Source organism: Thermoflavifilum thermophilum (assembly GCF_900116565.1).
GTDB classification, from domain to species: domain Bacteria; phylum Bacteroidota; class Bacteroidia; order Chitinophagales; family Chitinophagaceae; genus Thermoflavifilum; species Thermoflavifilum thermophilum.
The window spans coordinates 2259708-2281009 of sequence record NZ_FPCJ01000001.1 but is presented as its reverse complement, the minus strand read 5'-3'; the positions used below and the strand labels follow the sequence as shown (position 1 = coordinate 2281009).

Below are 21302 nucleotides of genomic sequence, written 5' to 3'. Positions count from 1 at the left end.
ATAACGCATTTTACTTCCTTTACCCTTTAAAACCGTTTGCCATGCGTAAATTTCAATGGGCCATCTTTTCCATGTTTCTGTGCTTATATTCGGCTTCCTATCCGCTACAGGCACAAGATCTCTTGATGCCACATAGTATCGCAGCTATTGTGAAAACAGACAAAATCCAGGGTGGAATCCGATTTACGACGAGTGATCAGCATATAGTTTGGATTACTACCTATTCTCCCACCATCATCCGGGTAAGGGTTACAGACTTGAAACCCACACCAGATGAATCCTATGCAGTGATCGGCCAGGTGAAACCAGCTTTTACCGCTATCCGGGAAAGCGCTACCGAATGGATTTTACAGACGGATTCACTGGAAGTGCATGTCCAGAAAAAGCCTTTGAGAATCGCGTTTTACCACCGCGATGGTACATATCTCGATGGTGATGATCCTCAACTGGGGATTACCTGGCAAGGCAGTCAGGTTTATAGTTACCGCAAACTACAAGATCCAGAAAAATTTGTGGGTCTGGGTGAAAAAACGGGACCGCTGAACCGGCGTGGCTTATCGTACGTAAACTGGAATACCGATGCTGGCTATCAAACCTACAGCGACCCGCTCTATGCTACCTATCCTTTTTACATAGGCATTTTGCCCCGTCATGTATTTGGATTGTTTTTCGACAATACTTTCAAATCGTTTTTCAATTTCGGTGGATCGACCGACGACCGGATGTATTTCTTTGGTGCGGAAGGGGGTGAGATGAATTACTATTTTTTCGGAGCATCTACCGTGGCCGGTATTTTACAGGATTATACGGCGCTCACCGGGCGCATGCCTATGCCGCCCTTGTGGAGCCTGGGCTACCAGCAATGCCGCTACAGCTACATGAGCCAGCAACAGCTGCTGGATGTGGCCCGCCGCTTCCGGCAAGACAGTCTTCCCTGCGATGTTATTTATTGTGATATTGATTATATGCGGGGCTATCGGGTCTTCACCTGGAATCCGAAAACCTATCCCGACCCCAAATCCATGACCGATACCTTGAAAAAACTGGGCATGCACCTGGTAACGATCATTGATCCAGGTATCAAGATTGACTCCAATGGGTATGAACCATACCTTTCTGGCCTGGCTCATGGATATTTTGCCCGCTATCCGGACGGTAAGCCCTATACCGGAAGTGTGTGGGCCGGCCGCAGCCATTTTCCGGATTTTACCCGCGAAGATGCACGCCAATGGTGGGGCGAACAGTTTCAGGTACTTGTAAACAGTGGCGTTACCGGCTTCTGGAATGATATGAATGAACCGGCTGCATGGGGACAAAATATTCCTCCTGTAGTGGAATTTGGCACGGGCAATCATGTCGCTACCATCCAGCAGGTGCACAATGTATATGGCATGCAAATGGCCCGTGCTACTTACGAGGGAACCCGCAAGTTGCTGAATGGCATGCGACCTTTTGTGCTGACCCGTGCAGCTTATTCGGGTGTTCAGCGTTATTCCGCCGAATGGACGGGCGATAATTTCGCAACCGACGACAATATGATCATGGGCTATCGGACCCTGAACAGCATGGGGCTGAGCGGCGAATCGTTTGTGGGGATGGATATTGGTGGATTCAATGGTAATCCGACCCCTGAATTGTATGTACGCTGGATGTCGCTGGGCATTTATACGCCGCTGCTCCGCAACCACACAGCCAAGGGCAATACCTCACACGAGCCCTGGGCCTGGGGCGAGTTCAATGAGGCTATCGTCAGGCGTTTTCTCCAAACCCGTTACCGCTTATTGCCTTATCTGTATTCCTGTTTTTATGAATCCCACACCACCGGCATGCCCGTCAACCGCAGCCTGGCTATTGATTATACATACGATGAACACATCTACGATCCCCGGTTTGACGCCCAATTTCTTTTCGGACCGTTCATGCTAGTAGCTCCGGTGGTTTCCTCGCAACAGGCTTGTGAAGTATATCTTCCGCATGGGCAATGGTATCGTTTCAGTACCGATCAGCTGTATGCAGGTGATACCAGCTGGTGGGTGCCCGCACCCCTGGACGATTTGCCCGTGTTTGTGAAAGCCGGCGCCATCATTCCCATGCAAAATGCAGTGGAAAGCACAGCCAACCCTGGCGATGGTGTGCTGCGCATTCATGTGTGGTATGGGCCAGACAGTACGTCCTTTACCTATTACGAAGATGATGGACAAACTTACCAATATGAACAGGGGCAATATCTGGTCCGCCAGCTGAAATTCAGTCCCGAAACGCGCCAGTTTGAGATAGGTCCGGCAACAGGTTCATATACTTCCCGGTTTAAACAAATTGAATGGATTGGCCATCATTTTCCAGCAAATGCACAGTTTACTGTCAACGGAAAACCGGTAACCGTGAAACATCTGCCAAATGACCTCACTATCCTGACATTGCCAGATGCAACCGGATCAGCCACCATTCAGTGGGAGCCCTGAGTGGCCTTTTCAGCGTTGCAACCCTTGATACAGGATCATGAGCGGAATAATTGGGGGTGTAATGTTTTTTTTTCAATGCATTCATCCTGTATTTTTGATTCTTGTAGATGTTGAAAAATCTTCACAACACCAAAATCGTTTTCCTATGCTTCCTACAAAAGGTTACGCAGCTCACAATGATCATGATCCGCTGGTCCCGTTTGAATTTTCCCGCCGCGATCCGGGTCCGCATGATGTGCTCATCGAAATCTTATATTGCGGCGTTTGTCATTCCGATTTGCATCAGATTCGCAACGAATGGCATGAAACCATTTATCCCATTGTACCTGGCCATGAAATTGTTGGCCGTGTGGTGCGCACGGGAAATGCCGTAACCCGATTCAAGCCAGGTGATCTGGCCGGTGTGGGTGTTTTTGTAGATTCCTGTCGGGAATGTGAAAATTGCAGGCAAGGCCTGGAACAATATTGTGAACATGGCATGATTGGCACCTACAACAGTTGGGAGAAAGATGGCAAACACTATACTTTCGGTGGCTATTCCAATCAGATTGTGGTGGATGAACATTATGTTTTACACATACCCGAAAAACTCGATTTAAAAGGTGTTGCACCTTTATTGTGTGCCGGCATCACTACCTATTCACCCCTCCGTTACCTGAAAGTAGGAAAAGGTACCCGGGTAGCCATTGCCGGGCTGGGCGGATTGGGACACATGGGGGTCAAATGGGCAGCAGCTATGGGTGCGGAAGTAACGCTGCTAAGCTCTTCCCCCTCCAAAGAAGCCGATGCCAGACGGCTGGGAGCTCATGAATTTGTACTGATAAGCGATGAACAAGCTTTGAAAAAAAGAAAAGCCTATTTCGATGTGATTCTGAATACCATTTCGGCTCCACATGATTACAACCGATATCTGAAATTATTACGGCTCAATGGCACGATGGCCGTTGTGGGGCTGCCACCGGCACCTCAACAGGTGGAAGTTTTTAACCTTACCAGCTTCCGCCGCAGCATCATGGGCTCACAAATAGGCGGTATTCGTGAAACACAAGAAATGCTTGATTATGCAGCCGAAAAGCAAATCACTGCAGATGTAGAAGTCATTGCCATCCATGAAATCAACACAGCACTCGACAGGCTCGCGCGCAATGATGTGAAATATCGTTTTGTAATTGACATGTCAACCCTTTCATAAAGGAATTGTACATTCCTGTTTAAAATAAAAAAGCTGTAACGGTTGTTACAGCTTTTTTTATCATCAAACCATTTTTTACCGCCCAAATGTATATCGAACTGATAATCCAAATTCCCCCCCGAAGAAACCAGCAAAGGGTGTCAGATTAATCATAGGTTTCCAATCCAGGCTCACGTTCAAAGGTGCACCCGGAATCGTGTAGTCCAATCCCAGAATACCATCTACACCCAAAATAAAAGCACCGCTGTTGTAGTGTTTGTTGCTGTAATCATATCCCCCATTCAATCCTCCAATATGTGCACCTCCGCCCACATACCATCCCAGGCCCTGGGGATCACTGAAAGGCTGATGTAATTCATATAAACCCGTTAATGTAAACCAGTCAGGACCCAATCCGAGAATACCTTCCAGTGCAGAGCTTCCGTCAATATAATGCTGCACCGTAATGCCACTTGGATTGCCCAGTCTCACACCCAGTGCAGTCTGGTAATTTTGAGCAAAACTGCGAACAGAAGCAATACACAACATGCATATAGATATGAAAAATAATTTTTTGATCATGGTAAAATCTTTATGTAAATGAAGAAATGAATTATAACAAAAGTAATAGCCTTTTCCCAAATTAAATAACAAATCGAGAAAAATATTTTTCAGAAAGCAAACCGAAAAGCAAACTGAAATCGACCAGCTATAGAACCCGTTCCGTGAGTAAATTGAATATAAGGCCGCCAGTCAAATGCCATATTCAAAGGTGCGGATGGAATTTTGAAATCCATTCCCAATACAGGTCTCACACCAAAATCTGTTTCATTTTCATCAAAAAACAATTGCGGCCCCATACCCAAATACCATTTTAAACCCGGTGCTCCAGCAATATATCCATGATATTCGTACAATGCATTTAAGCCAGTCAGGTTTCCTGGAAAAAATAACAGATTGGCTTCACCTACATCATGCGCCGTAAAAAAATGTTTTGCAGAAATACCTACACCAGTTGCCCCATCTCCAAAATCTACACCCAACCCAATAGCAGTTCGGTAATCACCACCTCCGCGATAAGCACGTTGGGCCAGAAGAGGAGAAAACCAACCGGAGACAGACAGAAAAAATACCGGTAATATCATTAGGCGAAGAAAAGAAACAAATGAACTTTTCATAACATACAGGTTTTGATGAAAAATTTATTTTGATCATAACATTTATTGTGCCAAATTTATTTTTTGCTTCGTATTCTGGGTTCAGTGTATCTCAGGTAGAAATAACCAATCAATCCGGATACTAAAGAGCTAATCATAATAGATAATTTTGCAATCAACTGCCAATCATCCATATCAAATGCAAGCATAGTAATGAAGATCGACATGGTAAATCCAATGCCAGCCAGTATACCAACACCAGCAATATGCTTCCACCTGACCAAAGAAGGCAAACGAGCCAGCTTTGTTTTTACAAGTAAGTAACTGGTAAGGAATATACCCAATGGCTTGCCTAATGCAAGTCCCAACATAATGCCCCACCCCAGGGAAGAAAATAATTCATGCCCAACGCTTGCTGGTAACTCAATTGCTGTATTGGCCAGTGCAAAAAGTGGAAGTACAATAAAATTAACCGGCACATGCAACGCTCTTTCCAGTTTTTCAAAAACAGATAAGGGTAAACTAAATGCAGCAAGTACACCCGCTATTGTAGCGTGCACTCCCGAATTCAGCATGCAGTACCATAAGATTAGAGATGGCAGCAAATATATCGCAATACGTTTCACCCGCATCAGATTCAATCCGACCATGATTAACACCATCACAAATGCAGCTGCTAAATAAAGAAAATGAATTTCTTCTGTATAAAAAACTGCAATCACCAGAATAGCGCCCAGATCATCCATGATAGCCAATGCAGCTAAAAATATTTTCAGCGAATTCGGAATCCGTTTGCCCAGCAACGAAAGAATACCCAAAGAAAAGGCAATATCGGTAGCCATGGGAATGCCCCATCCATGATGATAGGGAGTATGATAATTAAAAATCAGATAAATGATAGCAGGAAACAACATACCACCCAAAGCAGCACCAACCGGCAAAATGGAACGTTTAAAAGAAGATAACTCACCTTCCCAGAGCTCTCTTTTGATTTCTAATCCTACCAGAAAAAAGAACAAAACCATCAACCCATCATTAACCCATAATAACCAGGTATGAGGTAAATGACCAACAGGAACCTCAATATTCATGGGTTGATGCCAGAATACCCGGTATGATGCAGCGCCGGGCAAATTGGCAAACAAAAGAGAAAATGCTGTACAGCATAACAACAAAACACCCACAGCTCTTGAACTACGAATGAAATCCTGAAATACCTTCGTAAGCCGATTGCTTAACAGAGCTTTGCTAGCAAAAAAATTTATAAGCATCTACCATGATTTTTTATGCAAAGATTGAAAATACACTAAAATTATCTTAAAATAAACTTAAGTTCCAGCCTGTTGGCACGATTCTTTATGGATATAAGACTGAAACATTTTTATTAACCACTAAAATTTTTTTCTTATGAACAAGAAAAATGCATACCTCGTCGGATTAATTGCTGCCGCTGCAGCAGGACTGATAGCTGGATTGCTGCTGGCTCCCAAAAAAGGTAAAGAATTAAGAAAAGACATCAAGGAAAAAGCAGATGAATTTTCTGAACAGCTGAAGCGCGTAGTGAAGAAAGGAAAAGAAAAAGCGCAGGAAGCTGAAGATGAGTTTGAACGTGCTATTGGATGATGTTAATTAAAAGCCTCTTATAGAGGCTTTTTTTCATGCAAGAATGGCACTGTGCATCATATCTGTCATGAAATCCTATCAGGTATCAAATATTCATGGATTGCTGGAAGCAGTTCCACACCACTTCCAGGAGCATTTGCATATTGAATTTTTCCATTTTCATAACGAATACCATTGGCAATAGGTGCTTTCAGCAACAGAGGACCATCCAGGTCAGCCTCATCTACAAGCGGCAACAGATGGGCTGCCACAGAGGTGCCCACTATGCTCTCATTCATGGAGCCAATCATAATTTGCAGTTGCAAGGCTCTGGCCTGCCGGATCATGCGCAAAGCAGGCGTGATGCCTCCGCACTTTGTAAGCTTGATGTTGATGCCCTGAAAATATCTGGCACAGGTAATCACATCATTTTCCGTGACACAACTTTCATCGGCCATCAGCGGTAAAGCAGGATCCACCGGAAATCCATCCAGCAGCGCATTTTCAGCTGCCGGCAAGGGTTGTTCAATACATTCAACCTGCAAATTTCTGCATAAAGGATAGTATGTGCTGAGCTGATCCAGGCTCCAACCAGCATTTGCATCAATGCGTATCCGTGCGTTTGTATGTTTTCGGATTGTGGTTAATATTTGTATGTCTTCTTTTGTGCCTACCTTAATTTTATACACAGGCCAGGGATGAGCCTGCATCTTTTGCAGCATCACTTCCGGTTTGTCAATACCAATGGTATAATCTGTCTCCGGACGAGGCACGGGTTCATTGCACCAGAAGCGATACAAAGGCTTTTGATGTTTTCTGGCGTACCAGTCCCACAAAGCCATATCTACTGCGCACAAAGCAAAGTACAACAAATGGGAATGATGCTTGCATTTCTCATGCAAAGCATGTTTTAATTGCGCCCACCAGATATCCGGATCTGTGAAGCTGGTTTGTTCTATGAATTCCTGCATGCTTTGCAACAGAGCCACAAGGTCACGCAATTGCACCTGATAGTAGGCATTCTCGGCCGTTTCGCCATAGCCCGTAATTCCATCCCTCGTGTAAGCCACAATCAACAAGGGCTGTACACGCTTGGAATGCCGGGAAATCGTAAAATCATATTCAAAGGGAACAACAACCGGAAAAAGTTCAAGCTTAGCCACGTTTACCTCCGCAGCGAAACTACAACAAATTGGTTAACAGTCGCATTTGCTATTAGGCATAGTTTTTACACCTTCGGAAAATATTGCCCAGCTAAAATGCCACATGGAATATTTTCAGAAAAAGAAAAAATATCCGGGGGAATTTCCATACCTTTGTTCATTATTGTTTTATTTTAATTTTTGAATTGATCATGAAAACAGGAACCGTTAAGTTCTTTAATGAAAGCAGAGGATTTGGCTTCATTAAGGAAGATGACACCCAACAGGAAATCTTTGTGCATGTGAGCGGCATCAAGCAGCCCCTGCGCGAAGGCGACAAAGTAACTTTCGAGGTGTCGCAAGGCAAAAAAGGCCTGAATGCAATTAATGTAAGAAAAATTTAATTTTCATTATATTAATTACATCGTGCCTGATCCCGTCTGGCTATCCAGGCGGGATTTTTATTTGCCTGTAGCCATACAATCATTTTTGAGAACGAACATGCTGATACCAGCAAATGCGATCGGTTCCGCAAGGCATTTCATCCAGAAGCTGAGCATGTTGCAATACAGGAGCTGGCAACCCATCCCCCAACAAAGTTGAGCTGTAGATCACACGGGCTTCATCCCATAATCCGGCATCTAAAAAATGCTTGAGCGTGGCCGCTCCGCCTTCTACTATCAACGACTGCAGCTGATTTGCATAAGCGTAGGCCAGCACCTGTTCTACTACGGATGCATTCGGTTGCAGCCTGATCCAGTGCGTATTTCCTTCTTGGCGGGATTCCAGAAAGTTGAAAATCCACGTAGGCATGCTTTGATCAAAAATATGATGCGTGCCAGGGACCTGCAAATGCGGATCTATGACCATACGTACAGATCGGCCGGTATCGGATGCAGATGGCTGAGCTATTGCATACCAGTAGCGGTTATTCAGCCGGGGATTATCGTGCAGTGCCGTTCGGGCACCCACCAGAATAGCTGCTTCCTCAGCCCGCCAGCGATGCACCCAGTAACGCGTGTATGGATGCGAAATCTCCATCCTCTGCCGATTGGGCGGAGCCAGATAACCGTCGCGGCTTTGTGCCCATTTCAGGATCACGTACGGACGATGATGCTGATGAAACGTAAAAAAACGCCGGTTTAACCATCCGCATTGCTTTTCCAGCACGCCTACCTGCACCTGCACACCCGCTTGCTGCAAACGGGCAATGCCCCTGCCCTGCACTGCCGGAAATGGATCCACCTGCCCGATAACTACCCGGGGAATGCGATGCGCAACAATGAGATCCGCACAGGGTGGCGTTTTCCCGTAATGCGCACAGGGCTCCAGATTTACATAGAGTGTGCTTTGAGAAATCAGATGTCGCTGTGAAGCAGGTACGGATTGCAGGCAATTGACTTCGGCATGCGGGCCGCCAGACTGCTGGTGATAGCCTTCGCCGATGATACACCCCTGATACACCAGTACAGCCCCCACCATGGGATTGGGCGCAACCCGGCCAGCCGCCTGTATGGCCAACTCCAGGCAACGCCACATGTATCGTTCATCATCCGAAAAAACTTGATCCACCTTCAGCAGATCCATGTCAACCGGTTTATCTTCGCCATAAAAATACGGGAATATCGGCATGACACTCCGCGAAGCGCTGGAAGAGGGCAAACAGCATTTAATCAACAGCCACCACTATGATATGCGGGAAGCACGCATCGTGTGTGAATGGCTCATGGAAGCCCTTGTCGGATGGAACAAAACCCAGCAATTGCTGCATGATAATTATGCCCTTTCTGCTTCACAGGAGCAGCAGTGGAACCAATGGCTGCAACGCGCTGAGCAAGGTGAACCCGTGCAATATATCCTGGGAAAGGCCTGGTTCTGCGGGATGGAATGGAAAGTAACACCCGATGTGTTAATCCCCCGCCCGGAAACCGAACAACTCGTTCACTGGGTGATAGAAAATCATCAACACGACTGCGTTTCGATACTCGATATCGGAACTGGGAGCGGCTGCATTGCCATTAGCTTGCAACAACAAATGCCGCAGGCAAAAGTGTATGCGTTGGACGTGGATGAAAAAGCACTGCAGGTGGCTCGTGAAAATGCAATCCGACATCAATCGCCTGTATCCTTTATCCAGGCCGATATTCTTAGCCCCAGTACATGGAAGGAATTACCCGAAACGGACATCATCGTCAGCAATCCGCCTTATGTATCCATGGCCGAGCGCAAGCAAATGCCCATCCGGGTTTCGCGCTACGAACCAGCCAGAGCCCTGTTTGTGCACGATCAGGATCCGCTGCTGTTCTACCGCGCAATAGCTCGTTTCATACAAAGCCGGAAAAAGCCTGCTGAATTGTATCTGGAGATACACGAAGAACGCGCCGAAGAGGTGGCCGACTTGCTGCAGGCAGCAAAATTTTCATCAATCGAAATCAGGAAAGACTGGTTTGGGAAAAATCGCATGATAAAGGCAGCATATTTCAGTCACCCATGATAAGCCCGGTGATACTTATCTTTACACGACGGAATTGCAGAATTGTTTCACCATATGCATGTATATCGATCTCCAGAAGAACTGCTTGCAAAGGGGTTTGCTCAGACAGTCATTACCATTGGCACTTTTGATGGCGTACATAAGGGACATCAAACCATTTTACATCAACTTAAAAACAAATCTCTTGAAAAAAGATTGCCTGGTGTAGTCATTACTTTTGATCCGCATCCACGCGAAGTGCTGCATCCCGAACAACCGGTTCAGTTATTGAATACACTTGAAGAAAGAATTCAGCTATTCGAACAGCAGGGCATTGAACACCTGGTGATTGTGCCTTTCACCAAAGCATTTTCTGAACTATCAGCCGAAGCTTATGTAAAAAAATTTCTTATCCATTATTTTCATCCGGCTGTGATCATCATTGGTTATGATCATCATTTCGGGCATGATCGCAAGGGCGATATTCATCTGTTGGAAAACCTGCAACAGCAATATGGATATACCCTCGAAGAAATTTCACCTCAGGTGGTGCAGCAGGTAACCATCAGCTCCACCCGCATCCGCCAGGCTTTGGTTAACGGTGAAATTGAACTGGCCAATACACTGTTGGGATACAATTATAGCCTTGCCGGAACAGTAGCGAGAGGCGATCAGATAGGAAGAAAGCTGGGTTATCCTACAGCCAATCTGCAGCTCGGCGATCCACGCAAATTAATCCCTGCAACAGGTGTATATGCTGCTACCGTCCAAATAGATGAGAAACCCATTCATCTGAAAGGCATGCTGAATATTGGCTACAGACCTACTTTCCAGGGCAAAGAGTTGCGTATTGAAATACATATTTTCGATTTCTCGGATAACATTTATGGTCACACCATGCGCATTTACCTGCACGCCTACCTGCGGCCCGATCAATATTTCGAAAACGCAGAAGCTCTGCGCCGGCAAATGGATCAGGACAAAATCATGGCCCTGCAAAAGTTGGCATCATTCACGTGAATCATATCCATGATCTCATCACAATTGTTTCCCGGAAAACAGGTGGGTTGCCCATTGCAAATCACCGGTACGCAACAATCCATACAGCAACGTGGTTACATGCAGAGCCTGCCAGATTTCATTTTTTATGATGAGTTCACGAAGCTCCGCTTTGCTTACGAGCACTACTTCTATTTCTTCATTCGGGTCAAGTGATTGCGAATGTGTTTTCTTTCCGCCTGTAGCCAGAAAGGCAAAACACAGATTGGATTGTGTGGAAGGATTGGGTGAAATACGGCACAGAGGTTCAATTTGCTGAAAAGTATATCCGGTTTCTTCCCGCAGTTCGCGTTCAACAGCTGCCAATGGGGAAGCATCCGTATCATCTACTACACCGCCGGGCAATTCGAGAATGGTTTTTCCCAATGCATGCCGGTATTGACGTATCAGGATGACCTGTTCATCTTCGGTGAAAGCCAATGCATTGACCCAATTAGGATATTCCAGCACATAATAAGGATCTACAATTTTCCCGGAAGGGGTTTCACATCTGTCTCTCCGCGCTGTAAACCAGTTATCACGATACAGATAGGTGGAAGAGAGCACCTTCCACTGCATATGATCCTGATGTTGCTGCATGATTTTTACTTGTTTTCAAGTGTAAAGAAAATAAATTTACTTTCCTCCATTAGCTTCCAGATCATGCACACAATTGTTGTCGAGTGAAGGTACCTGGCTGCCTATTAGGAATCCAAACAAATCACTGGTTTCGGTTTGATAATACATGAGACAATTTGAATTATTGCAATGATGGGGATGCGAAGCATCTTCGTGCGGGGTTTGCATGGGACTGCCGGTGTTGACCAGACCTAACATATGTCCGAATTCATGTTCCAACACTGTGGCTTCAACGGCACTGCGACTGGCTTGCCCGATTCCTCCGCTGTTATCGTGAATCGTTTTAGCAAAAATACACATGGAAGTATTCAGGTAAGTAATTCCCAAGACCTGAGGATCGGTGTATTGTCCGTTTACATACAAAATAAACACGGCTATCTGATTACCGGTTGTAAACTGCGTGCGATAGCTTGATTCCAGTTGCATCACATCCTGCAGGCTATACGTGCTTTTCCCTGCATCAGGAATCTGATGAACGGTGATATGTATTCCGCCGGATTTATGCAAATAGGTTTGTAAAAAACTTTGCAGCTGTTGCTGTGCCTGATTATCCGGCTGATAACCGGGCATATAGGCAATTTCAATCTGCAGGGAATCATAAGGTGTATCGCTCAGCAAATCGTGTGCTGAAGATCCCACGGCCTGATGATTGGCTGAAGGAATATTACCAGAAGTAGATGGACTCTCTTTATGGCAGGAAAGCAACATCATGCCCATGCTGCATAGGATCCACCAGGCGGTACGGATATGGCCGTTCATGTTTGCTAAATTTAATATTTCTGTTAATCTACTACATGCACACCATCCACAATTTGCCCCACGTATATTTCCGGCACGCGATGAAATTTCTTTTCGTATGCTGAAACGATATATTCTTTGAAATCATCCACTGCATCCTTATGTACAATATTAATGGTACATCCGCCAAATCCACCACCCATCATCCTTGCACCTATAACATCTTCCCGATTCATCGTCAGTTCAACCAGATAATCGAGTTCTTCACAGCTTACCTCATATTGCTTCTGCAAACCAATGTGTGAGGCATACATCAGATCACCGAATTTTTCCAGATCACCTTCCTGCAAGCAGGTTCCTGCAAGCAATACCCGTTCATTTTCTTCCACCACATACATGCAACGCATATACACTTGCGGAGGGATTTCCTGGATATGTTCATGTAACATGGCAGGACTCGCATCCCTGAGGGTTTTCACTTCGGGATGATATTTCTTCAGGATAGATACACCTTCTTCACACTGCCTGCGGCGCTCGTTGTAGGCCGATGAAGCCAGGGAATGATGCACCATGCTGTTGCAAAGTACAATGGAGTAATCAGGAAAATCAAAAGGCAGGTATACATGCTGCAAACTTCTGCAATCAAGCCTGATCAATTGATTGCGCCGTCCGAAAATATTGGCATATTGATCCATGATACCACATCGTACGCCCACATAATGATGTTCAGCCTGTTGGCCAATGAAAGCCATTTCAAGAGGAGTAAGCTGAAGGCCGAACAACTGATGAAGCCCAAAACTAAAAGCTCCTTCCAGCGCGGCTGAAGAAGAAAGTCCAGAACCCATGGGAATATCGCCGCCAATCATGGCATAAAAACCCTGCACGGCGTACCCTTTTTGCTGCAAAAAATACACGACACCGCGCACATAATTCTGCCAGCCCTCTCCCTGGCTGATATGCGATACATGGAACCGATCTGTTTGCTGCAGGTTCAAGGCATGCACTTCACAAAGGTCGCTGCCCGAAGGCGCGATGGCCAGTAGTACAGCCTTATCAATAGCTCCTGGCATCACATATCCCTCATTGTAATCAGTATGTTCACCAATGAGATTAACGCGCCCAGGTGAAACAATCAATAGGGGTTCAGTTTGAAAATAGCGAAGGAACGCTCTCCGCAGGTCATCTAACTGCATAACACTCTCCTTAAAGATTGGGTGTATGGGAAATAAGGTACGAAAACAAAGCTAAAAAAGTTTTTCATTATGCCATGAGTGGTTTATCCGGGTCATTTGGCTAATTTTTGTTTTGATTATTGTAAAATATTTTACTTTAGTTGCTCATTTACCCATAAGACCAAAAATTTATTTCAGTATGGCTGAACCCACTTCTGCTTCTTCAAGAGGATTGCATCCTGCTTTTTTTGTATTGATTACTGTGTTTTTCTTCTGGGGTTTTTTGGCAGCATCCAATGGGGTATTCATCCCCTTTTGCAAATCACATTTTAACCTTACCCAGCTGCAATCCCAGCTGATTGATTTTGCGTTTTACAGTGCTTATTTTATCGGTTCCTTGATTCTGTACCTGCTATCGGCTGCCAGCCGGATGGATATTTTAAACAAAATTGGCTACCGAAAAGGTATCATCTATGGATTGCTGATATCGGTGGTGGGGGCATTGGTCATGATTCCCTGTGTGGACAAGGAACAGGTTGTGCCCATACAGGCTACCCAACAGCGAATTGCAGAATTAACCATCGGACAGGACATTCAAACTTCCGATCATTTGTTTCGTTTTCATCGGGCCGAAGATGGCTATTATTTGTTTGTACAACCTGCTGCGCGTGCTGATTCCATCATTCATCGGGCTGAATGGAATTCCCTGTTAAACACGAATTTCACTTACAATGCCAAAGAAGATGCATATGAAGCCCGCTTTGATGCCAAACAACTGCCGGCGTTATTGCAGTTTTTGGAACAACAATACCATGAAACTGTAACCTTTGGCTATTTCGGATTGATCCTGATGGCTTTGTTTATTGTAGCACTGGGCTTTGCATTGCAGCAAACTGCAGCCCAACCGTTTGCTGTTGCGCTGGGCGACCCGGCTACCGGCGCACACAGGCTGAATCTCGCGGGCGGATTGAATTCTTTTGGTACTACCATTGGTCCGCTTATCATCAGCCGGCTGCTGTTTGGCCCGGGTAAAGGCTCTGCAGCTGCTGCCAATATCCACGCTGTGAATGAAATGTACATATTGATTGCAGGATTGTTCCTGGCTGTGGCTCTGCTGTTCATCTTTGCCAAAATGCCCGAAGTAACCAGCCATGAAGAATTTGAGCAAACGCGCAAAGCCACGGGAGCTATGAATGTGATTACAGCTTTCTTTTTGCTGATTGTGCTGGGCATTGTGCTGAACTTCAGGTTACCTGTCTTTATCCTCGGTATTGTGGGCATCCTGTACGTGCTATTTCATGCTAACCACGCTGCACAGCGAAACAGTGAAGGATGGGGAGCCATGCGCTATCCTCAACTTGTACTGGGCATGATCGGCATATTCGTGTATGTGGGCGTGGAAGTTACCATCCAGAGCAACCTGGGTGCCTTGCTCGAAAAGCCAGGCTTTCTGACACCCGACGGATTGGATGCGTCAAAAATAGATCCCTATATTTCGTTGTACTGGGGAAGCCTCATGATTGGCCGCTGGACAGGCGCTATCACAGCCTTTAACCTTTCACGCAATACCCGCAAAATATTGATGGTCATCGTCCCCTTCATCGCCTATGGCGTGATTCTGCTGGTGAATCATATCAAACAAAACAATGTGGGTGAATTATTGCCCTACATTCCCTGCATTGTGATTCAGATTATCGGATTTTTCTGGGGTCAGGAAAAACCAGCCAAAACATTGATGATCTTTGGTGTGCTGGGTATGCTGGCTATGTTTATCGGTCTTATTACCCATGGTTATGTAGGAACTTTTGCTTTTATCAGCGGGGGCCTGTTTTGCTCGGTGATGTGGCCCAGCATCTTCGCCCTGGCTATTACCGGACTGGGCAAATATACCAGCCAGGGATCTGCTTTCCTGATCATGATGATTCTGGGAGGTGCCTTGATTCCCCCCGTACAAGGTGGATTAGCCGACATTCCGGCTATAGGTATTCATTATTCCTACGTGATTCCTATTTTATGCTTTGCCTATATCACATTCTTCGGATATCGGGTCAGAAGCATTTTACAATCACAAGGACTGGATTATGAAGCAGCCATTAGCAGTGGGCATTGACATCGGAGGAACTAACACTACATTCGGAATCGTGGATCGACGGGGCAACCTCCTTTGTGATGGACATATCTCTACACGCGATCATCAGGAAGTAAGTTTTTTTATCCAGGCCCTGCACGAGCAGCTCGCTCCCCTGATTCATAAAGTAAGCCTGGAAGGTGGGGAAGTGAAAGGCATTGGGGTGGGGGTGCCCAACGGCAATTATTTTAAAGGCACCATCGAATTTGCACCCAATTTGCCGTGGCGGGGTGTGGTGCCATTGGCCAGCCTTATTCAAGAAGCATTTACCTTACCCACCGTGTTGACCAACGACGCCAATGCTGCTGCTATCGGAGAAATGACCTACGGCGCCGCCCGGGGCATGAAAGATTTTATCATGATTACGCTGGGTACCGGGCTGGGAAGCGGTATTGTGGTGAATGGACAGCTGGTGTATGGACACGATGGGTTTGCCGGAGAGCTGGGGCATGTCATTGTATTTCCCGAAGGCCGTCTCTGCGGCTGCGGAAGAAAAGGCTGCCTGGAAACTTATGTATCGGCCACAGGAATCGTGCGCACCATGCACGAACTGTTGCAAAGCCGACACGTTCATAGCCTGCTGCGGGATGTAAAGCCGGAAGAAATCACTTCAAAAACCATTCGCGATGCAGCTCTGCAAGGCGATGCCCTGGCCATCGAAGCATTTGAATTTACCGGAAAAATCCTGGGACAGCAACTGGCCAATTTCGTGGCCTTTTCCAGTCCGGAAGCCATCATCCTGTTTGGCGGACTCACCAAGGCCGGCGATCTTATCTTCCGGCCTACCATTCACGCCATGGAAGAAAACCTGTTGCAGATTTATAAAAATAAAATTAAAGTACTGCCTTCTGAACTGAAAGAAAATGATGCGGCTATCCTGGGCGCAAGCGCACTGGTCTGGGAAATCAAATCCTGAATTACCATTTTCACCTATTTTCATTAGCTTGCATCATCATTGTTCACTTCTTAAAATATTTTGTCATGAACCTGGCAGATGCTTTTCTGGACAGCATCCGGGCGCGTTTTCAAATGTACCGTGACCTGGCCGAAAAAACATTTGAACAACTCAATAACGAGGACTTTTATTATCGCCCTGATCCTGGTTCCAACAGTATTGCTATTCTCATTCAACACATGGCGGGTAACTTGCGCTCCCGTTTTACAGATTTCCTGAACAGCGATGGTGAAAAGCCCTGGCGCAACAGAGATCAGGAATTTGAAGATCAGCATCTGGATAGGAACGAGCTGATGCAGCAGTGGCAGCAAGGATGGAAATGCCTGTTTGATGCACTGGATAATTTGAAGGAACAGGATCTGGTCAAACATGTAACTATACGCGATGAACCGCTTACCGTCATTGATGCCCTGCATCGCCAGCTGGCCCATCATGCATACCATGTCGGACAAATCGTATATCTCGCAAAGGTGTTAAAGAAAAATCGCTGGAAAACACTTTCCGTTCCCAGAAAAAATTCACCTTCTGCATGAAAATCATGTTGCAGCAACAAGTTCTTCTGCTCCTGGGATTCGCACTGATCACAGGAATAATGGGGTGCGGGAAAGCGCATACACGCAAACTGCTATTGCATAAAACCTGGCATGTGATAAATGTAACGCCACCCGAAAATGGGAGTTTTGATATCGAAGCCACCCGCGCTGCAGAAGAAATGAAAAATGGTTTTTACAAAAATGCCAGCTTTACATTTCTGGATAATGGTTTGTTCTTTACTGATTTCAACGGTAAAACCGATACAGGTAGATATGAAATCAATCCGGGAGGAAAAATTATTTCCCTTTATCCCTTACACGGAAATAAAATATATGAACAAATCCGCATCCGCGAGCTGAACGATTCCATATTGAGCTTTACTACAGTGATGGCTAATTTTGACATGATGTTGCATTTAAAAGCTTACTAATCGCAATGTACTATGCATGCCTGGGGCATAATCTTCGACATGGATGGTACCCTGATGGATAATAATCCCTATCATCTGAAAGCATGGCAGGCTTTCTGTGAAAAAAGAGGTCGACGGCTTACAGAAGAAGAATATCTGCAACAAGTTAGCGGAAAAAATAATGAAGCCACCCTGCAATATTTATTTCCAAATGAGGAATGGAATCAGGAAAAACTATCTGCTGCAAAAGCTGAAAAAGAAAGCCTGTACCGCACTTTATATGCTCCTTATATCAAACCAATAAACGGCCTGGAGCATTTGATGCGCGACCTGAAATTGCATGATATTCCAATTGCAGTGGCTACTTCTGCTATGCCAGAAAATATTCAGTTTGCATGGGAACATTTGCCTATTACTCCTTACATCGATGTGATTGTGGACAGTTCACAGGTTAAACATGGCAAACCTGCGCCTGATTTGTACTGGCTGGCAGCAGAGAAAATAAAGGTACCACCCCAGAAATGTATGGTATTTGAAGATTCTCTTAACGGTGTGCAGGGTGCATTGGCGGCAGGTATGTATGTAGTTGCTATTACCACATCCCACGGAGCAGAAGCCTTTCCGCGTGCACATCAAGTTATTCATGATTATGTAGGACTTTCGCATGAAAAATTATACAACTGGATCAAACATCGTCTCCTATCCTGATTCCAGGAAATGATAAGTTATGCTTGAAGATAATTCAACAAGAAAATTTCTTTACGGGTTGTTGTTTTTATTGCATTAAACATCCGTTAAACCTCTCCCTGCACAATATTTCATCGCAGGTTAAATGTTTTGTTATAACCAAATTTTATTTGCTTTCATCCTGAAAAAAAGCAATGAAAATTTTACCAGAACGGGTTATATATCCGCGATACATACCGGAAGTATTGAAAGGCATAGCAAATTCACCGTTTTTATTGAGTGCAATGAGTCCACCATCACCACCCATGGGTTGGATAATATGAAATATCACGGTTTGTGCGGCTTGTTGTAAAGGCATGTGTTTATAAGCTATCAGATCACTAAGGGTTTTGGCTGCAAGGGATCGCATGAAATATTCGCCTGTTCCGGTACACGATACGGCGCAAGTTGTATCATTTGCGTATGTGCCTGCACCAATAATCGGGGAATCGCCAACACGGCCGGGTAATTTACCCATAATGCCTCCTGTGGATGTGCCCGCAGCCAGATGTCCTTGTTCGTCCAGCGCCACAGCTCCTACCGTTCCCCATTCATGAAGATCGTAATATGCATCTTTTGACGAAACTGGCACAAAGGCTTGTTTGGATGTGCGTTGCCGGTATCTTTCCCATTGGCGTTTCCGTTCAGGTGTATCAAAATAATCTGCCGGTGCCCATTGCACTCCATGTGCGAAGGCAAAATCTTCTGCACCCTTACCCACCAGCAACACATGCGGGGATTGGCGCATCACGGCAATGGCTGCATCTATCGGATTTTTAATATGGCTCACGGCAGCTACAGCACCTGCTTTCAGGGTAGCTCCATCCATGATGGCGGCATCCATTTCGTGTGTACCCGCAGAAGTATAAACCGCTCCTTTTCCAGCATTGAACAACGGAGAATTTTCCATGACATGAATAGCTGCCTGCACTGCATCTATAGCTGTATGATGTGCCTGCAACTGAGCGTAACCAGCCCGCAAGGCCTGTGTAAGCGCTGCCTGCAAACTGTCGCGCATAGCTGGTGAAAGCTGTTCGGGCCTGATGGTACCTGCTCCTCCATGAATAACGAGCACAACGGGATCTGCAACCTGTTGCTGGGCTGCCAGCATTTGAGAACAAAAACAACATGCAAGCAATAAAGATCTGATCTTCATAAATAAAGCATTTATCTGTTCGAATGATTAAATTTACAGGATTAAACACATTTCACATGCTTCGCCTTGCTTATGTCATAGGCCTTTGCACCTGCCTGCAGATTAACATTACATACGCACAACAAGATACAATTACTCCGGAAATTGTACACTCTGCCTCCCGTTTGATAGATATGCAATTTTCTGCTCCGGAAATAGACTCTATGCTGGATGGATTGCGTGATTACCGAAACGATTATCAACGATTTCACCAATACATGCTGGCAAATGCCGATGCATTACCACTCTGGTTTGATCCCGTTCTTCCGGGCATGAAGATAGATACAGCCCAAAAACCTATCCGGTGGAATATTCCGAAGGATGTACCGCTTCCTGTTAACCACAATGAGCTGGCATATTATTCAATTCTGCAGCTGGCGGGGTTGCTGCGCGAAAAGAAGATCAGCTCTGAGGAATTAACCCGCTTTTTCATAGATCGGTTGAAAAAATATGGCCCTTTGCTGCATTGCGTGGTATCGATCCCGGAAGAAATAGCCATGCAAGAAGCCCGCAAGGCCGATGAAGACTTTGCGAAGGGCATCGATCGCGGGCCTTTGCAGGGTATTCCGTATGGAGTGAAAGATTTGTTTGCCGTAAAAGGCACCTATACCACCTGGGGTACGCCCCCTTATCGGAATCAGCGTATTGATGAAACAGCTTATGTAGTGCAGAAGCTGCAGGCTGCCGGAGCTGTGCTGGTAGCCAAGCTTTCGCTGGGCGAGCTGGCTATGGACGATGTGTGGTTTGGCGGACTTACCCGTAATCCATGGGATACAGCCCATGGTTCGAGTGGCTCATCTGCCGGTTCTGCAGCAGCCACAGTGGCCGGACTGGTACCTTTTGCCCTGGGCACTGAGACCTGGGGCTCAATTGTATCACCCAGCACCGTCTGTGGTGCGCTTGGACTGCGTCCCACCTTTGGCAGCATCAGCCGCACCGGAGCGATGACGCTGGCCTGGAGCTCTGATAAAATCGGCCCTCTCTGCCGGACAGCCGAAGATGCGGCTATCGTATTTGCTGCTATCCATGGTACAGACGGCATTGATAAAGCCGCACGCTTTGCTGCTTTCAACTATCTTCCGAATGCCGACGTGCGCACACTTACCGTGGCTTACGCCAGCAACTGGATTGATACCCTGCCTGAAAATCATCATATCAAACAAGCCATGAGGGTATTTCAAAACATGGGTGTAAAGCTGATTCCCATTGTGTTTCCCGATTCCTTTCCAGCAGATGCAATTCTCGGAGTGATTGTCGGCGCAGAATCTGCTGCTGCCTTCGATCCTCTCACACGCAGCCATCGGGATAGCTTTATGGTACAACAGCGCAAATATTCATGGCCCAATCAATTTCGCACTTCCCGCTTCATTCCCGCCGTAGAATATATCAATGCACAACGACTTCGTTATCAGATCATGCAACAGGTGGATCCATCGCTCAATAAGTACTATGCGATTCTGGTGCCCACATTTGCCGGTCAACAACTGGCATTAACCAACCTCACGGGACATCCGGTGGTTTCAGTACCCGATGGCTTTCGTGCAAACGGAACACCCACCAGTTTTACCTTGATCGGTAAACTGTTTGGTGAAGCAGCTATTCTCGAACTGGCGCAGCAATACCAGCTTAAAAGCGGATGGTATAAGCATCACCCGCCTCTGTTCAGTAACTGATTGCATACATCCAGCAACAGTTAAGGCTTTATTCCTGTCCTTAGCTTTGAATATGGTATTTTTGTTGAAGGAATATGGATAGGGTTTT

General features: G+C 45.8%; 21 protein-coding genes. 12 read left to right on the top strand and 9 right to left on the bottom strand.

Going from position 1 to position 21302, the window contains the following annotated elements; all coding sequences use genetic code 11:
- Nucleotides 1–41: 41 nt before the first annotated feature.
- Together BM367_RS09750 and BM367_RS09745 are read left to right on the top strand one after the other, a co-directional pair.
- Nucleotides 42–2462: a glycoside hydrolase family 31 protein gene (locus BM367_RS09750; RefSeq protein ID WP_092460137.1), complete on the top strand. Its 2421-nt coding sequence runs from the start codon at nucleotides 42–44 to the stop codon at nucleotides 2460–2462.
- Between the two features lie 145 nt (nucleotides 2463–2607).
- Nucleotides 2608–3654 (top strand): NAD(P)-dependent alcohol dehydrogenase, encoded by a 1047-nt coding sequence (locus tag BM367_RS09745; protein ID WP_092461007.1) that lies wholly within the window; start codon nucleotides 2608–2610, stop codon nucleotides 3652–3654.
- A gap of 75 nt (nucleotides 3655–3729) precedes the next feature.
- Here BM367_RS09745 and BM367_RS09740 read toward each other — a convergent pair whose 3' ends face one another.
- The 3 genes from BM367_RS09740 to nhaA form a co-directional block, all read right to left on the bottom strand.
- Nucleotides 3730–4215, bottom strand: a complete 486-nt coding sequence (locus tag BM367_RS09740; protein ID WP_222842609.1) for a hypothetical protein — start codon at nucleotides 4213–4215, stop codon at nucleotides 3730–3732.
- Between the two features lie 89 nt (nucleotides 4216–4304).
- Entirely contained in the window at nucleotides 4305–4811 is a 507-nt protein-coding gene (locus tag BM367_RS09735; RefSeq protein ID WP_092460136.1) for a hypothetical protein, read from the bottom strand.
- A gap of 56 nt (nucleotides 4812–4867) precedes the next feature.
- The gene (gene nhaA / locus BM367_RS09730; RefSeq protein WP_092460135.1) at nucleotides 4868–6061 is read right to left on the bottom strand and encodes a Na+/H+ antiporter NhaA; all 1194 of its coding nucleotides are present in this window, start codon (nucleotides 6059–6061) and stop codon (nucleotides 4868–4870) included.
- A 136-nt stretch (nucleotides 6062–6197) separates the two neighbouring features.
- Here nhaA and BM367_RS09725 point away from each other — a divergent pair, with 136 nt between their 5' ends.
- The gene (locus BM367_RS09725) at nucleotides 6198–6413 is read left to right on the top strand and encodes a YtxH domain-containing protein (RefSeq protein WP_092460134.1); all 216 of its coding nucleotides are present in this window, start codon (nucleotides 6198–6200) and stop codon (nucleotides 6411–6413) included.
- Nucleotides 6414–6478: 65 nt separating this feature from the next.
- Here BM367_RS09725 and BM367_RS09720 read toward each other — a convergent pair whose 3' ends face one another.
- A complete protein-coding gene (locus BM367_RS09720) occupies nucleotides 6479–7555 on the bottom strand; it encodes a dipeptide epimerase (RefSeq protein WP_092460133.1) in 1077 nt (358 codons plus the stop codon).
- Between the two features lie 191 nt (nucleotides 7556–7746).
- Here BM367_RS09720 and BM367_RS09715 point away from each other — a divergent pair, with 191 nt between their 5' ends.
- Nucleotides 7747–7938, top strand: coding sequence for a cold-shock protein (locus BM367_RS09715; protein ID WP_092460132.1), 192 nt, complete (start codon nucleotides 7747–7749; stop codon nucleotides 7936–7938).
- Between the two features lie 79 nt (nucleotides 7939–8017).
- Here the strand turns inward: BM367_RS09715 and ribD are convergent, their stop codons facing one another.
- Nucleotides 8018–9121, bottom strand: coding sequence for a bifunctional diaminohydroxyphosphoribosylaminopyrimidine deaminase/5-amino-6-(5-phosphoribosylamino)uracil reductase RibD (gene ribD, locus BM367_RS09710; RefSeq protein WP_245759958.1), 1104 nt, complete (start codon nucleotides 9119–9121; stop codon nucleotides 8018–8020).
- Nucleotides 9122–9164: 43 nt separating this feature from the next.
- Between ribD and prmC the strand changes: the two genes are divergently transcribed.
- Complete coding sequence (gene prmC, locus BM367_RS09705) at nucleotides 9165–10028, top strand: peptide chain release factor N(5)-glutamine methyltransferase (RefSeq protein WP_092460131.1); 864 nt, start codon at nucleotides 9165–9167, stop codon at nucleotides 10026–10028.
- 54 nt (nucleotides 10029–10082) lie between these two features.
- The gene (locus BM367_RS09700) at nucleotides 10083–11027 is read left to right on the top strand and encodes a bifunctional riboflavin kinase/FAD synthetase (RefSeq protein WP_092460130.1); all 945 of its coding nucleotides are present in this window, start codon (nucleotides 10083–10085) and stop codon (nucleotides 11025–11027) included.
- Nucleotides 11028–11045: 18 nt separating this feature from the next.
- Here BM367_RS09700 and BM367_RS09695 read toward each other — a convergent pair whose 3' ends face one another.
- The 3 genes from BM367_RS09695 to galK are packed head-to-tail and all read right to left on the bottom strand — an operon-like array spanning nucleotide 11046 to nucleotide 13615.
- Complete coding sequence (locus tag BM367_RS09695; RefSeq protein WP_245759957.1) at nucleotides 11046–11645, bottom strand: NUDIX hydrolase; 600 nt, start codon at nucleotides 11643–11645, stop codon at nucleotides 11046–11048.
- A 36-nt stretch (nucleotides 11646–11681) separates the two neighbouring features.
- Nucleotides 11682–12443 carry a hypothetical protein gene (locus tag BM367_RS09690; protein WP_143103999.1) on the bottom strand — a complete coding sequence of 254 codons (762 nt, stop codon included), beginning with the start codon at nucleotides 12441–12443 and terminating at the stop codon, nucleotides 11682–11684.
- Between the two features lie 23 nt (nucleotides 12444–12466).
- Entirely contained in the window at nucleotides 12467–13615 is a 1149-nt protein-coding gene (gene galK / locus BM367_RS09685) for a galactokinase (protein WP_092460128.1), read from the bottom strand.
- 178 nt (nucleotides 13616–13793) lie between these two features.
- On the opposite strand from galK, the gene BM367_RS12200 reads away from it, so the two are divergent.
- The 5 genes from BM367_RS12200 to BM367_RS09660 all read left to right on the top strand — a co-directional run bounded on the left by BM367_RS12200 (nucleotide 13794) and on the right by BM367_RS09660 (nucleotide 18328).
- Entirely contained in the window at nucleotides 13794–15704 is a 1911-nt protein-coding gene (locus BM367_RS12200) for an MFS transporter (RefSeq protein ID WP_092460127.1), read from the top strand.
- Nucleotides 15676–16638 carry an ROK family protein gene (locus BM367_RS09675; protein WP_092460126.1) on the top strand — a complete coding sequence of 321 codons (963 nt, stop codon included), beginning with the start codon at nucleotides 15676–15678 and terminating at the stop codon, nucleotides 16636–16638. The genes BM367_RS12200 and BM367_RS09675 overlap by 29 nt, the downstream gene beginning before the upstream one ends.
- Nucleotides 16639–16703: 65 nt before the next feature.
- The gene (locus BM367_RS09670; protein WP_092460125.1) at nucleotides 16704–17210 is read left to right on the top strand and encodes a DUF1572 family protein; all 507 of its coding nucleotides are present in this window, start codon (nucleotides 16704–16706) and stop codon (nucleotides 17208–17210) included.
- Nucleotides 17207–17641, top strand: coding sequence for a hypothetical protein (locus tag BM367_RS09665; protein ID WP_092460124.1), 435 nt, complete (start codon nucleotides 17207–17209; stop codon nucleotides 17639–17641). The genes BM367_RS09670 and BM367_RS09665 overlap by 4 nt, the downstream gene beginning before the upstream one ends.
- A 12-nt stretch (nucleotides 17642–17653) precedes the next feature.
- The gene (locus BM367_RS09660) at nucleotides 17654–18328 is read left to right on the top strand and encodes an HAD family hydrolase (protein WP_092460123.1); all 675 of its coding nucleotides are present in this window, start codon (nucleotides 17654–17656) and stop codon (nucleotides 18326–18328) included.
- A gap of 145 nt (nucleotides 18329–18473) precedes the next feature.
- On the opposite strand, the gene BM367_RS09655 is transcribed toward BM367_RS09660, so the two are convergent.
- Complete coding sequence (locus BM367_RS09655) at nucleotides 18474–19502, bottom strand: isoaspartyl peptidase/L-asparaginase family protein (RefSeq protein ID WP_092460122.1); 1029 nt, start codon at nucleotides 19500–19502, stop codon at nucleotides 18474–18476.
- 56 nt (nucleotides 19503–19558) lie between these two features.
- Between BM367_RS09655 and BM367_RS09650 the strand changes: the two genes are divergently transcribed.
- On the top strand, nucleotides 19559–21214 hold the full coding sequence (locus tag BM367_RS09650; RefSeq protein WP_092461003.1) for an amidase: 1656 nt from the start codon (nucleotides 19559–19561) through the stop codon (nucleotides 21212–21214).
- Nucleotides 21215–21302: the final 88 nt, after the last annotated feature.

Bases quoted from the DNA above. Each gene is read 5' to 3' on its own strand.
- BM367_RS09750 (WP_092460137.1), top strand. From the start codon at position 42: ATGCGTAAATTTCAATGGGCCATCTTTTCCATGTTTCTGTGCTTATAT.
- BM367_RS09745 (WP_092461007.1), top strand. From the start codon at position 2,608: ATGCTTCCTACAAAAGGTTACGCAGCTCACAATGATCATGATCCGCTG.
- BM367_RS09740 (WP_222842609.1), bottom strand. From the start codon at position 4,215: ATGATCAAAAAATTATTTTTCATATCTATATGCATGTTGTGTATTGCT.
- BM367_RS09735 (WP_092460136.1), bottom strand. From the start codon at position 4,811: ATGAAAAGTTCATTTGTTTCTTTTCTTCGCCTAATGATATTACCGGTA.
- nhaA (WP_092460135.1), bottom strand. From the start codon at position 6,061: ATGCTTATAAATTTTTTTGCTAGCAAAGCTCTGTTAAGCAATCGGCTT.
- BM367_RS09725 (WP_092460134.1), top strand. From the start codon at position 6,198: ATGAACAAGAAAAATGCATACCTCGTCGGATTAATTGCTGCCGCTGCA.
- BM367_RS09715 (WP_092460132.1), top strand. From the start codon at position 7,747: ATGAAAACAGGAACCGTTAAGTTCTTTAATGAAAGCAGAGGATTTGGC.
- ribD (WP_245759958.1), bottom strand. From the start codon at position 9,121: ATGGATCTGCTGAAGGTGGATCAAGTTTTTTCGGATGATGAACGATAC.
- prmC (WP_092460131.1), top strand. From the start codon at position 9,165: ATGACACTCCGCGAAGCGCTGGAAGAGGGCAAACAGCATTTAATCAAC.
- BM367_RS09700 (WP_092460130.1), top strand. From the start codon at position 10,083: ATGCATGTATATCGATCTCCAGAAGAACTGCTTGCAAAGGGGTTTGCT.
- BM367_RS09695 (WP_245759957.1), bottom strand. From the start codon at position 11,645: ATGCAGCAACATCAGGATCATATGCAGTGGAAGGTGCTCTCTTCCACC.
- BM367_RS09690 (WP_143103999.1), bottom strand. From the start codon at position 12,443: ATGAACGGCCATATCCGTACCGCCTGGTGGATCCTATGCAGCATGGGC.
- galK (WP_092460128.1), bottom strand. From the start codon at position 13,615: ATGCAGTTAGATGACCTGCGGAGAGCGTTCCTTCGCTATTTTCAAACT.
- BM367_RS12200 (WP_092460127.1), top strand. From the start codon at position 13,794: ATGGCTGAACCCACTTCTGCTTCTTCAAGAGGATTGCATCCTGCTTTT.
- BM367_RS09675 (WP_092460126.1), top strand. From the start codon at position 15,676: ATGAAGCAGCCATTAGCAGTGGGCATTGACATCGGAGGAACTAACACT.
- BM367_RS09670 (WP_092460125.1), top strand. From the start codon at position 16,704: ATGAACCTGGCAGATGCTTTTCTGGACAGCATCCGGGCGCGTTTTCAA.
- BM367_RS09665 (WP_092460124.1), top strand. From the start codon at position 17,207: ATGAAAATCATGTTGCAGCAACAAGTTCTTCTGCTCCTGGGATTCGCA.
- BM367_RS09660 (WP_092460123.1), top strand. From the start codon at position 17,654: ATGCATGCCTGGGGCATAATCTTCGACATGGATGGTACCCTGATGGAT.
- BM367_RS09655 (WP_092460122.1), bottom strand. From the start codon at position 19,502: ATGAAGATCAGATCTTTATTGCTTGCATGTTGTTTTTGTTCTCAAATG.
- BM367_RS09650 (WP_092461003.1), top strand. From the start codon at position 19,559: ATGCTTCGCCTTGCTTATGTCATAGGCCTTTGCACCTGCCTGCAGATT.